At 57.5% G+C, this 14342-nt stretch carries 10 protein-coding genes; 9 read left to right on the top strand and 1 reads right to left on the bottom strand.

Translation table 11 applies throughout. The features are described from left to right. Positions 1-13: 13 nt before the first annotated feature. Positions 14-1678, bottom strand: coding sequence for a glycosyltransferase (locus J9315_RS15280; RefSeq protein WP_249120932.1), 1665 nt, complete (start codon positions 1676-1678; stop codon positions 14-16). Between the two features lie 649 nt (positions 1679-2327). On the opposite strand from J9315_RS15280, the gene J9315_RS15275 reads away from it, so the two are divergent. From J9315_RS15275 to J9315_RS15235, 9 genes are all read left to right on the top strand, one after another. Continuing rightward, positions 2328-4214 carry a polysaccharide biosynthesis protein gene (locus tag J9315_RS15275; protein WP_201671732.1) on the top strand — a complete coding sequence of 629 codons (1887 nt, stop codon included), beginning with the start codon at positions 2328-2330 and terminating at the stop codon, positions 4212-4214. Then, positions 4211-5248 (top strand): hypothetical protein, encoded by a 1038-nt coding sequence (locus J9315_RS15270; protein WP_211978247.1) that lies wholly within the window; start codon positions 4211-4213, stop codon positions 5246-5248. Before J9315_RS15275 ends, J9315_RS15270 begins: the two co-directional genes overlap by 4 nt. A gap of 272 nt (positions 5249-5520) precedes the next feature. After that, on the top strand, positions 5521-6513 hold the full coding sequence (locus tag J9315_RS15265; RefSeq protein WP_211978246.1) for a glycosyltransferase: 993 nt from the start codon (positions 5521-5523) through the stop codon (positions 6511-6513). Then, a complete protein-coding gene (locus tag J9315_RS15260) occupies positions 6510-8252 on the top strand; it encodes a glycosyltransferase family 4 protein (RefSeq protein ID WP_211978245.1) in 1743 nt (580 codons plus the stop codon). Before J9315_RS15265 ends, J9315_RS15260 begins: the two co-directional genes overlap by 4 nt. A 23-nt stretch (positions 8253-8275) precedes the next feature. Then, entirely contained in the window at positions 8276-9130 is an 855-nt protein-coding gene (locus J9315_RS15255; protein ID WP_201671718.1) for an ABC transporter permease, read from the top strand. Continuing rightward, positions 9117-10493 carry an ABC transporter ATP-binding protein gene (locus J9315_RS15250; protein ID WP_249120931.1) on the top strand — a complete coding sequence of 459 codons (1377 nt, stop codon included), beginning with the start codon at positions 9117-9119 and terminating at the stop codon, positions 10491-10493. Before J9315_RS15255 ends, J9315_RS15250 begins: the two co-directional genes overlap by 14 nt. Continuing rightward, positions 10490-11380, top strand: coding sequence for a DUF6270 domain-containing protein (locus J9315_RS15245; RefSeq protein WP_249120930.1), 891 nt, complete (start codon positions 10490-10492; stop codon positions 11378-11380). The genes J9315_RS15250 and J9315_RS15245 overlap by 4 nt, the downstream gene beginning before the upstream one ends. Positions 11381-11604: 224 nt before the next feature. After that, positions 11605-13428: a hypothetical protein gene (locus tag J9315_RS15240; RefSeq protein WP_211978243.1), complete on the top strand. Its 1824-nt coding sequence runs from the start codon at positions 11605-11607 to the stop codon at positions 13426-13428. Beyond that, a complete protein-coding gene (locus J9315_RS15235; protein ID WP_211978242.1) occupies positions 13425-14342 on the top strand; it encodes a hypothetical protein in 918 nt (305 codons plus the stop codon). Before J9315_RS15240 ends, J9315_RS15235 begins: the two co-directional genes overlap by 4 nt.

Raw genomic sequence — 14342 nt, 5'->3', positions numbered from 1 at the left:
GCGTCGGCTTCGCTCAGAACAGGTAATGATCGGGTGAGAATCCGAAGGAGTGGACGTTGCTGTTGGCCAACAGGAGGTCATCTTCGACGGACCAGGTATGCGTGTGCTCACCCCGCACCTGGACGAAGTTGAATCGGTCTGCCGAATAGATGCGCGCGCCAGCGTCGACGATTCTCCGTTGGAACTCGGTGTCCTCACCCAGCGTGCGTTCCGCGAACGGATGCGTAAGGAACAGTTCGCGATCGCCTACGAGGGTCGGACCCATGACGAGATCTGTGAACCGATGTTCGCGTTCGGGGAATCGGCACATGACGATGTTCCGGCTGCGCAGGTGCAGGTAATGCGCTTGTTTTCCGACAAGATCCGCTCCGGAGTATCGCAGGGCGGCCAACTGATCCGCCAAATAGTGTCGTCCGTAGAGGTCGTCGTCATCCATCTTGGCGATGATGAGTCCATCGGCGGCTTGGATGCCTCGGTTGAGGCAGGCGCCCAGCGTCTCGGAGGCGTCGACGCGAACAACCTCCAACTGGTCGATACCAATGTCGCGTGCCCTCGCGATGAGGTCTGTCGGAACGTCGATGCCATGCGCGACAAGGATCAGCTGCCTCTGCGAAAAGCTCTGCTTGGCGTGGGTGTCGATGATGTCGGATAGGTGATCCGGGCGATTGGTGGAGACGATCGCGGACACGGTGGTCCGCAGCGGATCATCGAAATCGATGCCGACGGAGTTCATGACAGTCATTGCCCTGTGACTGTACGTGTGTTCGTCCCAGATGCGGCGCTGCGCCTTGTGAACGATTCGATTGCGCAGTTCCGGGCTGCGCACCAGAGCGCGAAGCGTCCATTCGGCGTCTTGTTCCGTGTCCGGCTGCGGCACCTCGTCCTGCTCGAAGAATTCTCTTGTCGCGGCACTGGGCGTCGTCACGACAGGAGTCCCGGAGGCAGAAATCTCAAAGATCCTTCGTGCGCACATACTGGGCGAATCCACAACGGAGTTGACGTTGAGGAAGACCTTGTAGTTCTTGTATGCGGTGAGCAGATTGCGATACGGCAGTGAACCGACCACCCGGTCGGCGAGCCTGCCCGGAAATTGGTAACGTTCGTCGTCGCCGAGGAACCGCGAGAAGATCTCCAGCCCGTAGTCCATCCGATCCGAGACTGCGTCCGCTGCTCCCAGCAGGAGGTCCATCTGTTCCCTGCGCTCAGGGAACTTGTGGGCGAAGTACATCCCAGCGAACGCGATGTCGCGGGCCGCGAAGCCTCGAGCCGGCCGCGCCGGCGAATGGATTGCCGGTTGTGCGGCAAAGGGCAGGACGCCAACCCTGTCATGTCCCAGCTCCGCGCGGTACCGCGGTATCAAGCGCACGTCACTCGTGAAGACGACGTCGCAACGTTCTGCCAGTGGAAGGAAATCGTCGAAGTGCGGAGGATCCTCCTTGTTCCAGAACACCGTCGCGATTCCCCGGCGCCGACATTCATCCAACAGTGCGATGACGTCTGGTTTGAGCCCGGAGTCGCCAGTGAGCTGATACTTCCATTCTCCCTGGTTGCCGTTCCACGCAGATTCGATGAAGACGAAGTCAAGCTCGTCGAGCTGTCTGTGCCAGCCAGCGCGTGTGAGCGGTTCCAGGGTCCATTCGTAGCCGAAGCTCTCGGCTGAGAACTCGTCGAGAATCACTCCAACTTTGATATCGCCGAAGACTGGGAGTTGAGCTGACCGCGGCATCGCCGGAAACTGTTCAGTCAGAGACACGGCGCCCAGCTTGGTTGCTTTGGCCGCTGGGGCGACCTCTACGATTGGTTGCAGGATGCGCTGCCTTCGTCGCCAAGTCTTCAGTTGGCGAACCCCTCCGTGCCTGAGATGCCACAGTGCGGTCCTGACTGTGCGCAGTCGCGTCGCAATCAACGTTCATGTCCCTTCTGAGCCGACAAGCTCATTTCGCTCGTTGAACGATGCAAACATGAACTCGAATCGAAATCTTCATGCTGAGGCTGACCTCGTGAACGTTATGACCGTCGGAAAACCCATCGCTGATGGTGACGTACCACGTGTTTCCGTTCTATCGAATTCATCTCAGGCACGACCACTGTATCTGGCCTATCCGGATCAATAGTACAATCGTGGAGTTGATCGGCGCTGGCCTGCAACCTCGAGAGCTCTAGGCGACAGGGGTGTTGGTACGACAGTAGCGCTTTGGCTGAAAGAAATGAGGATTGTGGGACGCAGTATTGGGCCCGACGCCTCAAGTGCCCGTGTTGCCAAGGGCCTACGGGCTGTAGTCCGATCGTTGGCGGATGGCCTTATATTTGCACTGATTGTCTGTGCAATGGTGCTCTTCCGTTTCGACTTCCACCTAACCTCGTTAAGTCTTGCCGGGATGCTCGTCTCCGCGGGAATCGCAGTGATTGTCTTCCTGATCTGTGGACCGCTTGCAGTTTATCGCGGGCGCTATTATAACGGTTCTCCGGATCAGTTTGCTGCAATTGCGGGCACCGTCGCTCTAGGTGTCGGCCTCATGTGGGTTGCCGAATTCGCGTTCGTTTCCCGTCTGCTCATTCCGACTAGTGTCCCTATTGCTGCAGGCGCAATGATGCTTGTAGTAAAAAGTTTGGAGAACTGGATTCGGCGAAACTATCGGCAGAGGCTGCGTTTGGGGTCTCGCTCGTCCAAACCGGCACTCGTCATTGGGGCGGGGACCCAGGGCATGCGGGCTCTAGACATGATCGCTGAAGACCGCAATCATGAGTATTCGGCTGTTGGCCTGCTCGATGACGATCCCCATAAGCGACATCTGCGCTACAACGGAATTCGCGTCGTCGGTCCAATCTCAGACCTCGCCAATCAAGTCGACCGAACCGGGGCTACGGTCGTCATCATCGCAATTGCGGATATTCCTCCCGAGATGCTTCAGCGCGTTGCTTCGAGTCTCGACGGTCGACCCATCGAGATCAAGATCCTCCCGACAATCGCCGAATCTGATCTCGGTCGTCAGGAATCGCACTCAACTGCGGTGGCAGATCTGCGTTCCAAAAACTTCCGCGATATTAGCCTCGAAGACCTAATCGGACGCAAACCGATCTCAACAAATATTGACGACATATCAACTGCGATCAGCGGTCGGGTGGTCCTTGTCACCGGAGCCGGCGGATCGATAGGATCCCAACTTTGCAGGCAGGTCGCGCGGTTTGCGCCCGCTAGATTGGTGATGACCGACCGTGACGAGTCCGGCCTGCACGCAACGCAGCTCGGGCTTGAAGGATCGGCCCTTTTGACTAGCGACGATCTCGTGCTGGGGGACCTCAGAGACACCGCATTCATCGACGCTCTGATCGCAGATACCAGACCCGACATCATCTTCCACGCGGCGGCGCTCAAGCATCTAACCTTCCTCGAGCGGTTTCCCGAGGAAGCAATTCGCACCAACGTCGGCGCTAGCCTGGATCTGCTCAATGCCTCCCTCGCCAATGACGTCGAATCGTTCGTCCATATATCGACGGACAAGGCTGCGAATGCGATGTCGGTCCTTGGTCGGACAAAGTTCTCCATCGAACGCGCCATTGCCTCGGTCGCCGCTGAATCGGGTCGTCGCTATATGTCCGTTCGATTCGGCAACGTTCTTGGTTCTCGGGGGTCGGTCCTTGAGACGTTTGTCGCTCAGGTCGCAGCTGGCGACCCGGTTACGGTGACGGATCCGGAAGTCTCTCGATACTTCATGACTGCGGACGAAGCTTGCGAATTGGTACTGCAGGCCGCAGCGATCGGTCAACCGGGTGAAACGTTGGTTCTTGATATGGGAGTGCCCATCAAGATCGACGACCTTGCTCGTCGAGTTATTGCATTAAGCGGGCGGTCAGACGCTGAGATCGTCTATACGGGGCTACGCCCAGGTGAGAAGCTTACTGAGTCGCTTCTGTCACCCGGTGAAGAAGACATCCGACCAGTGCACCCGCTGATAACGCAGGTGAAGATCGTCCCTATCGAGATTTCTGCTCTGCGCGACTTAGTGTCTCACGCTCGTGAAGCTAGCTCTTACGGGCGTCGCGACAGTTTGGCGTCTGAACTCGCGAGTGCCCTCGATATTACCGATCTCGGAGCCGACGGCGAGCCTTCAGGTGGGTCCGCCCCACCAGTGGAGAATAGGTGTTCGCTCACCGGAAAAACGGCAGAGGTCGCTCCCGATGATGGTATGGGTGTGGGAGACACGGCCAAATGACCGTGCTGTCCGTTGTTGTGCTTATCGTCGCGGCAACAACGACGATCGGCACCGCCTTAGCAGTGTTCCCTCTACTCCGCCGTGCGGGAGTTGTTGATATTCCGTCGCACAGATCTTCGCACACCGAGGTGACTGTGCGCGGTGGAGGGATCGCGATCGGTTGCGGTGTCACTATTGCGACACTCGTCGCCACTGTGTGGAATGTTCTTGAGAACGGGGTTTTCGGCCTCGGGGGCATCTTTATGTCGGTTGGATTCCTCGTCCTGACGTGGTGCTATTCGGTCATCGGAATGAGCGACGATCTCGATTCGCTCCAACCGGTCGCACGTCTGATCGGTCAAGTGGCACTGGCTCTCATCTTCAGCGGATGCATCACTCTTGTCTCGGACCATGGAATCTCACAGGTCTTCGTCTTCGCGGCAGTTGGCGTGACACTAGTCAACGCCGTAAACTTCGTCGACGGACTCAACGGTTACGTAACGGGCTGGACGATCGTCACCGGAGCCTGGTATGCGTTCGTTGCTTCGTGGACTGGGCAAGACGACGTCATGATGCTCGCACTGGCATTGACCGGATCCGCGTGCGGCTTCCTACCGTTCAACGTTGGGAGTGCCCGCGCGTTCCTCGGAGATACAGGAAGCTACGGGATCGGGGCGGCAGTGTTTGCCCTTGCGGTATGGCTTTTCGTCTCGGAGGTGCCTATCGTCGTTGTTGTCGCTCCTCTTGTTTTCGTTCTGTTCGATGTCGGTTCGACGATCGCGTGGCGACTGTTTCAGGGGGAGAACATCCTGCTCCCCCATCGCAAACACATCTATCAGCGGATGCAACAGGCCGGATGGTCTCACGGGTCCGTTTCACTATTCCACGCGGCACTTACAGTGGTTGCGTGTGTGCTCGCCGTTCCGACCCTCATTTCAGGCAACACACCGTCGACGTATCCGGCTCATGTGTTCTGGGTCGGGCTCCTCGCGCTTTATGCACTTGTTCCTCTATGGCTGCGTCGGCGGGCCTCGACCTGGGCGGTGGCGTCGTGAGGATCCTTTTGCTCTCGCACTACTATTGGCCGGAGGTTGGTGCACCACAGCGGCGGTGGAGCACTATGGTCAGTCATCTAGTCGCCAAGGGCCACGAGATCGTTGTTGCAGCCCCACATCCTCACTATCCGTACACGTGTCGCGACGAGTTTTTCGGTTCAGGTGTGGGGCGTCGACGCGCTCGCGTACGTGCGAGTTTGGCAGGAAGTTGGGACACCGGGGAGTTCGGCGAACGGGTCATCCGCGTGCCTTATCTTCGCAGTGGGGCATCCATGGCCCGACAAATTCTCGACCAGGCCGTAGCCGCCTTCGGGGCAGTGAGCACGTCGCTGAGGATCATGCGCGGAGCGAACCGTCCCGATGTCATCATCTCGACGACGCCGGGGTTGCCGACGCTGCTGGCCGGCGACTTCCTATCTCGGGTACTCGGTGTGCCCCATGTCGCTGAGGTGCGCGACGCATGGCCAGATCTCATCCACGAGCTGTCCCTGGTCACGAACGCAACAGGACGGTTCTTGCCGAAGATGCTGACTGGGAAACTCGAGGACACCGTGCTGCCCGGGTTACTCACTCGAGCTCAGCAACGAGCTGCGGCCGTCGTAGTAACCACCGATAGCTTCTGCAAGCGCCTGCAGGATCGAGCAATCAACGCGACAGTGGTCCGGAGCGGAGTGGGCCGCGCGGAGATCGAATCAGATCCATTTGAAGCCAGTAGCCCCCTGCGGCCTCGGAGCGGAGTGAACCTTCTTTATGTAGGCACGGTCGGCTGGTCACAGGATTTGAGAACGGCCGTTCGCGCCGCAAGCAAGGTGCCTGGGGTGCGGTTGAGAATAGTGGGAGACGGCGCGGACAAGGTCGCGCTCGTCGCGCTGGCGCAGGAACTTGGTGCTCCTGTGAACTTCTACCCCCAATCAACCGGTACGGAACTGGCATCACACTGGGACTGGGCGGAGGCTGGCTTAGTCAGCCTCGGCGACCTTCCCGCACATACTCGTACCGTGCCGTCGAAGTTGTACTCGCTCATGGTTCGGCGGGTGCCCATTCTGGGCATCGTTGCTGGCGAGGCAGCCGAGATTATCACTGCAAACGGTGCTGGAACTGTGGCGCATCCAGGCGACGTCGACTCGGTCGCCAATGCGATGAGGCTCTTCGTCACTTCCGTCGTCGAGCCAAGCCACCGTGCGCGTCAGTGGGCGATCGACCATGCTTCGGTGGAAATCATGGGCCGGGCCTACGAAACACTTCTGGAGGACGTGTGCCGATGAATCCACTCTTCTTGGGCCGCCAGATCATCAACGCGATCGCCACAACCACAGCTCATGTGCGTGAGGACAGAGTCTTCTTCGGAATGCAGCTTGCCCGACGCCTGCCATCCGCGGCGTCAAAAGTCGTCGGCCGGATTCTTGGCCACCTACCTGATCCCGCCTCACGAACTGCTGCGGCATGGCTCCTCGGGCACGAATCCCACGCACGCGAACTTGTCCTCGACTATGAAACGACTCGACCTTCACGTCTGCTCGGCGAGATCGCGTTGAATCTTGGGCAATTTGAATCGGCATCGCGGATCGCCGATAGCGTCGCCGGCGGCGCCTCGTTGCGTTCGCGAATCCTCTGGAGCGATGGTCGCATCGATGAAGCGATCGCTGTACTCCGCGACGGCGGCAGGCGCCGGCGTCTCGTCGCTGAGAAGCGGTCTCTCGAACCCGGATGGTGGCCGGAGGTCTCCGGCAGGATCCTAGGGGCCCACGATATTGCTGGTCATCGTCCTGAGTCTCCGACGTCGTTGCATGTGCTGACCAATTCCCTCCCGCACACGCGCTCGGGCTACGCCTACCGCAGCCATCTCATCCTCAAGACCCTGCAGGATTCTGGTCATACAGTGATGGCTGCGACCCGCCCGTCGTACCCGATGACGATTGGGAGACTCAGCTCAACCCCCCTCGAGACGGTGGACGGAGTCGAATATCTTCGTCATGTCCCGCTGCTTCCGACAGCTACCCCTACGGCTCGACTGTCTCAACAAGCACGGTGGATCGCCGACCGGGTTGCCCAGGGAGGTGTCGATGTTCTGCATACCACTACGCATTACGTCAACGGTCTGGCCACCGGTGCAGCGGCACGCGCTACTGGAATTCCCTGGGTGTACGAAGTCAGAGGCGTACTAGAAGAGACCTGGGCGGCGTCCGGTGGCGGAGACGCTGAGCGCGTTGCCCGGCGAGCCAGCCAGCGCTTTGCCATGATGCGGGAGAAGGAGATCGAGGTTGCTCGAGCCGCCGACGCCGTGATCACGTTGGGCGAAACCATGCGCGCGCATCTCGTTGACAACGGAATCCCCGCCGACGCAATCACTTTGATTCCCAATTCCGTGTCGGAAGCCGTAGTCGGCGCGGAGGTCACAAGAAGGCCGGCCGAATTGCGAACAGAACTCGGCCTTCCCGAGGGCGGCGTCTGGGTCGGCACGGCGGCGTCTATCGTCGGTTACGAAGGTCTTGATGACTTAGTCGACGCTGTAGCCATCGCCCGTGCGCAAGGAGTCGATCTCCGCCTCCTAATCGCTGGGGACGGTACAGCGCTTCCCTCGTTGCGCGAGCGAGCGAGACCACTCGGGGACAACGCGGTTTTCACAGGACGTGTCTCTCAGAAGTCTGCGATTGCACATCAGCTTGCCCTTGATGCGATCGTAGTGCCTCGGAAAGACGAACCGGTATGTCGTCTCGTCACCCCAATCAAACCTGTCGAGGCCATGGGTTTGGCCCGCCCCGTTGTCATCTCCGACCTACCCGCTCTGAGAGAATTGGTCCCGGCTAGTGCCGGACTGTGGACAGAGCCGGAGAATCCGCAGTGCTTGGCCGCTGTGTTGGCCGAGCTCGCTCTAGATGCAACGACTAGAGAGAGCTTGGGAAATAATGGTCGGGAACATGTTTTGTCAACGAGGCGATGGAAGGACATCGGTCAACGCTATGGAGAAGTCTATTCTCGGCTCGTGGGAGCGAACGCGAAGTGAGTGATCCTCGTAATCCACTCGGCTTGACGTCCATCCCGTCGGTTTCGAGTGAGGGGCTAGTTCCGGTCGGCAAGCGAACGAGCCTGCGCAGCTACCTGTCGAGCCTGTGGGACCGACGGCACTTCATTGTCGCAGAATCCAGGGCAAAAGTGTCCGGATCGACACGCAAGAACCTCCTTGGCTATGGTTGGATGTTCCTCAATCCGATGCTGTCAGTCCTCGCGTTCTGGTTCATCTTCGGCTTCATCTTGCAATCTTCCGAAGGTATCGAGAACTTCGTCGGGTACCTCGTAATCGGCGTGTTCTTTTTCCAGTACACAGGCAAGAGCATGACCGGGGGCACGAACGCTATACGGTCGGGATCATCGATGATCAAAGGGTTCCAGTTTCCCCGCGCAGCGCTCCCAATCTCCACGGTTGTGCGGAACTTCCTCGACTTCATTCCAAGCTTTGTCGTCATGGTGCTCCTGATTGTCATCGTCCCACCACCGGAAAATATCACGTGGCGGGTCGTTCTGATCCTCCCGGTCATCATTCTGCAGACGGTGTTCAACATCGGACTGGCGTGTCTGCTCGCGAGAATCGGGCACAAAATCCCCGATTTAAGCAACGTTATGACGATCATTAGCCGATTCTGGCTCTACGGTTCGGGAGTATTCTTTTCCTTAGAAGACCGATTGGCGCAGTATCCTGAGCTCCTTACTGTGATGCAGCTCAATCCGATGCATTCCTTCCTGACTCTGGCGCGGAATTCATTGCTCTACGGAATCGATTCGCCACTGTGGATGTGGCTCATCGCCGCAGCGTGGTCCTTCGGGCTGCTGACGGTAGGGTTCCTGTATTTCTGGCGGGGGGAGGAGAGTTATGGTCGGCTCTGACCTAGACGAACCGAACATTGTCGCTGAGAACGTCCAAGTTCGCTACACGGTCAACACAAATGACCCTACGCAACGACCAAAGAACTTAATGCAGCTTCTTGGGCGCACAGTAACCGGGCGTGGCGGAACGACGACAGTCCGAGCTCTGCGAGGGGTGAACTTCGTCGCACGCGAGGGCGAGATGGTGGGCATCGTCGGCACAAACGGCTCGGGCAAATCGACGTTCCTACGCAATGTCGCGGGGGTTGAACAGCCTGACCGAGGACGAATTCTCGTGCGTTACCAACCGCTGCTTCTCGGAGTGAGTGCCGCTTTGCAACCTGCACTATCAGGCAGCGAAAATGTCCGTCTGGGTTGCCTGGCTATGGGGCTCACTCCCGAAGAAGCCGCGAATGCATTTGATTATGTCGTCGAACTGTCAGCTTTGGGATCCGCGATCCACCGTCCAATGGGTACATATTCGTCGGGCATGGGATCTCGACTGAGGTTCGCCATCGCCCTGGCCGCAAGGCCTAAAATCCTCCTCATCGATGAGGCATTGTCGACTGGTGACGCAACCTTCGCCGAGCGGAGCGAAAGAGCCATGGACGAGCTCCTTGCTGAGGCGGGGACCGTGCTGCTTGTCAACCACGCAGCGAAGGTGATCCAGGAGTTGTGCACCCGCGCTGTATGGATGCACAAAGGTGAGATCCTCATGAACGGTCCCGCCGAGGCTGTCGCCGAGAAGTACCGGTGGTGGGCCTGGAATGTAGCAAAAGGCAATGAGGATGTTTCCGATAAACTGCTCCATGACGTGATGAGCAATGCGCAGCACGAAGGGATCAATATACTTGAGCCCGAGTTGGTCAAGAATCCCGTTCCGCGCCACGCCACTAGGCCAGCGGCTGTAAGAAAGAAGGGTTCAAGCGCCGCAAGACACGTTCGTCGCCAGAAGCACAAAGCCGAAGTCGAAGAGGCTCCACTCGAACTACTTGCCTCGGCAGAGTCTCAAGTATGGCCGGACCACATCCAATCGCCGATGCCACAGGCGAAGTTTCCGGTTCTTCCGAAGCCAGCATCGGACGCTGTCAGCGCCCAGACGAAGTACGACGACCCGCCGCCCCTACGACTTCGCCCTGGCGACAAGAAGGTAGTTCTCCGGGCAGCCGATCCAAAGGATCGCGCGTCTTCGGTCGCCGAGGACAATGACTTGGCGGGCCGCCGTCTCGCGTCCCAGGCACGTAAATTCGCTGATCAGAGATATCAGGAACGGCAGCGGCGCAGAGCATTGGATGGCAGCTCGCCCGCTCCGGACCTGGCTGCCGAGCACGCGAACTCTCGCGACCAGAAAACGGTCCGAGCTGGGCGGGGCAGCTCGAAGTGAATATCGCGATCTTCGGCTCCTGTGTCAGTAGGGACACTTCCGAATTCATTCCGGACGCGAACGTAATTGCCTACGTCGCGCGTCATTCCGTGACCAGCCTCGAGACACCACACGGGGCAGAGGGCGTCGACCTTGGGCAACTGAGGTCGTCCTTCCAAAAGCGTATGGTTACTAGCGACCTCCTTGGTAGTGGACTCAAACAGGTATGTGACGGCCGCGACGCTGTGGATCTAGTTCTAATTGACCTCGTCGACGAACGACGCGGATTTTGGAGCTTTCCCAACGGTACGACTATGACAAACTCACTTGAAGTTGAAGCTTCCGGTGCGGGAGAAGCGGCCGAAAAAGCAGGAGCACGGCTCGTTGTATTTGGCTCTGATGAGCACTTCGAAGCGTGGAGTCGGGGTTTCGCCGTTCTTGTCGAAGGCTTGAGAGGCGCTGGCTTGTGGGAGAAAACTATCATTCTCGATGTCGAGTGGGCGTGTGCTGTCGACGGAGCCCTCCACCCGCAGTCTCACCGGATGAACAAGCTGGGGCGTAAATGGCGAAGATTGCAGCGAGGCGTGAAGGAAGCGAACCGTGTACTTACCGATAGGCGCTCGATTCGCGAAGCGTTGACCAGCCTCACCGACGTGGCGCCCACTGAGGCGGAGGTCTTCGCAGATAGAGCAACCGCCGCTAACCGCGAATACGTCCGGTACCGAAATCTGGCGCGGTCGCAGTTACGGTTCGCCGTCGTACGTTCGAGCAGCGACGTCCGAATAGATCGTGACCATAAATGGGGGCCTGAGCCCTTTCATTACCGCCGCGAAGATTATGAGTCGATCGTGCAATCTATTTCAGCCATTATGAGTGACGAAATGGATCGCCCCAAAAGTGACGGGTAAGAACCCAAGAAAGCTCTTGTTAACTCAATATTCATCAAATAGTGCATTGTCGGAGAAGATTTCAGAAAATGCAGTCGATCGGGAAGCGAGCGTTGGGAACGGCAATTGTGAATGATGCTGTATTGTAGTCGGAAGCATGTCGTTTTCATGCGCCCACTACCTCGGGCCGACCTAGCTAGACGATGCGATGAACCCTGCCCCGATGAGACGAATTGGAGAATCATGTGACTGACGAATGGTCCGACCCGGTGGTGCTCTTTGCGGAATCAAAAGAGCTGGCACCTGGCCAGGCGATTCCGCTGGCCAGCTACAAATGGAACGGCGATACGAATCCAGGAGCGGTGCTGCGGTGGGGTTTCCGTACCGACGGGGCACCTTCTCCAGATCAAGTATCAGTGGAGTACTTGAACGCGGCCGGCAAGGTGCTGAAGAGTGGAAGGCCATCGTTTAAGATCACCCGGGATGCCGATGGCCTGTTCGCCGTCGCGATGGAGGTCTCAGTACCCGCAGACTGTGCTTCTCTAGTGCTGAGCGGCACGGATAAGGGCCGGCACATAGCAATGATCGGGCCGGTTGGAAGGGAAGAATTTTCTTCATCCCGCAATAGGGCGTTTCTTGGTCGGACTGCCTCGTTCAATATTCCAGACGGCCAGGGAAGCCTGCAATTGGAGAGCCTGGTCGTAAGCGGTGAAGATAGCACTCCCGTCCATTTCGCAATTCAATTCTACAACTCGTCAGGCATGGAGATCATGCCTAGTTCCGAAACCAGTATCAGCCCGATTCTCGGATCCTACGTAGTTTTGGACAAAAACGAGTCAACCAGCTGGACCGCGCGACAAGTGTTACTTCCTGAGGGCACTTCCAGCGTTACTGTATCGGCGTTGAAGTCTCGACCCGAAACTGGTGTGGCGTGTGGGCTGCGGGTTCGGACCCGCTCCCGATCGGCCGAGTCGCTGATTGCATTTTTGGAAGAACTGCCTTCAGGAACGCCTTTGATCTTTATTGATTCCACTGCACCACCTTTAGGATCTGGCTTAATTACTATCCGACCGAATAATATGTCGGTCCAGTACACCTCGTTGGGGTACGCTGTCGTTTCTGTAGGCTACGGGGGGCTCAATGGCGTAGACCGTCGCGCGATGGATTTGTTCTATCAAGCTCCTCGTGACGAATTTGGTGAAGTGATCGAGACACTTTCCGACGAAAGTCGTCGCCGAGAATGTCTATATGTTTGCAGTTCCTTTCCGTCGCCGACCGCGGCAGTTGCTGTAGATACTCTTCGACGAAAAGGTTGGAAGACGTTGTACGAAATTCGAGACGATATGGAGGAGTTTAAGCGTGTCGGATATTCGAAATGGTACACACCGGAAGGTGAAAGCCTGATCTGTCGGCGCGTCGACTACATTACGACCGTGAGCCCGGCGTTGGCGCACAAGGCATCCGCCCTCTCACTGCAGCGTATTGATCCGAAAGTTATTCCCAATGGGATCCAGCCGAGGTTTATTGACAAGGCAGTACCACTTCGGTCCCTGGAAGTCGTGGAAAGAAAGCGATTGAACGGTGTCGTCGGTTACGTCGGTCATCTTACAGATGCGTGGTTCGACTGGGACTATGTGCTGCGGTGTGCTGAGGCGTTGCCTAATAATCGGTTTGAAATTATTGGTCCTGGAAAGCCCGATTCATTGCGTTTGCCTGCAAATGTTGAGTACCTGGGCCCGCAACCACAGGAGTTGCTCCAGGATTTTACCGAGAATTGGGCGGTCGGTCTGGTTCCATTCAAGAAATCGCCGTTGACTCGAGCAGTTGATCCAAATAAGTTGTTCGAGTACGTTGCCTGGGGTATGAGGACGGTCGCTGCCCAGATGGGCTCTATAGATGAGTGCCCAACTGCTACGTCTTATCACACTTACGAAGAAATGATCGCGGGTGTACGAGACGCTCTGAATCGTCCCTGGACGCAGCACGAATTGGATTTGGCTGAGCAATTTCTGCTCGAGTCGACGTGGAGACGTCGCGCTGAGGCTACGTTGGAGGTAGTTGGACTGTGACCGCGATTTTGAGAATTGCCACTGATCTGGGAATGGACGAGCTTCGAGATTTGTCGTCAAATCACGATTTTTCGGTTGCCGTTGTGGGCAATACCGAACAAGTTGCACCACATCGAGGACTGACGTGGCGTCATGTCACACGTGCAAGGCTCGAGAACATGGCTCGTGCTTGCAGCGGTGTTCGGGCATTCAACGAGGTGAGAATTTCGGACGACGCGAAAGTTGCAAATGCGGTCTTCGGAAGTAAAGGGCTTAAAAGTCGGTTGAATACCTGGATGGTTCGGTCGACTGAGGCTGGTCGAATTCAAACCGAGATCGACGCTCTGGATTTTACCCATGTTGATCGTGTATATGCTACGTCTGTTACGGCTGCAAACTTCCTCAAACGCAGAGTGCCTCCGGAAACGATCATTGAAACTTTGTCGCCGTCGCGATTGAGCGGTGTCGGTATCTCGAACCAGCCAGTTGAGCGTCTTAGTTGGATCGGCTCGGCCAATCCGGATGAAGGGTTACAGGACTTCTTGCGCATCGCGGCGCAGGTAGATCTGCCAGTAGAGATTGTGTGGACGCGCACTCCGGCGCCTACTGAGTTCACTTCTGCCGTATCATCGATTTCCATGCTCGGTCTCGAGGACAGGGTTGAGTTCGGTGTTCCCGGTACTTTTGAAGCATTCGAGCAATTGGGCAGGACATCCTCAGAAGTAGGCAGATTGTGGTTCTTGGCGGCGCGAGACTATCCGGCCCGGTCGGGTTACGAGCTGTTGGTCCAGCTGGGAGCGCGTGTGATGGCTTTCGACAGCCTTTACGCTCGTAACCTTGCCGCTTTATACCCTGGCCGTATTGAGCTTGTATCTGAAGGGGATGTACTTGAGGCGGCCGACTCGATTGAAATCGCACGGAAGGCGGTCGCATAG

Source organism: Brevibacterium sp. W7.2, from assembly GCF_018137945.1.
GTDB classification, from domain to species: domain Bacteria; phylum Actinomycetota; class Actinomycetes; order Actinomycetales; family Brevibacteriaceae; genus Brevibacterium; species Brevibacterium sanguinis.
This window is presented reverse-complemented; position numbering and strand designations above follow the sequence as displayed.

Coding starts and splice junctions, on each gene's coding strand:
- J9315_RS15265 (WP_211978246.1), top strand. CDS start 5,521: ATGGCCCGACAAATTCTCGACCAGGCCGTAGCCGCCTTCGGGGCAGTG.
- J9315_RS15275 (WP_201671732.1), top strand. CDS start 2,328: ATGGTGCTCTTCCGTTTCGACTTCCACCTAACCTCGTTAAGTCTTGCC.
- J9315_RS15250 (WP_249120931.1), top strand. CDS start 9,117: ATGGTCGGCTCTGACCTAGACGAACCGAACATTGTCGCTGAGAACGTC.
- J9315_RS15260 (WP_211978245.1), top strand. CDS start 6,510: ATGAATCCACTCTTCTTGGGCCGCCAGATCATCAACGCGATCGCCACA.
- J9315_RS15270 (WP_211978247.1), top strand. CDS start 4,211: ATGACCGTGCTGTCCGTTGTTGTGCTTATCGTCGCGGCAACAACGACG.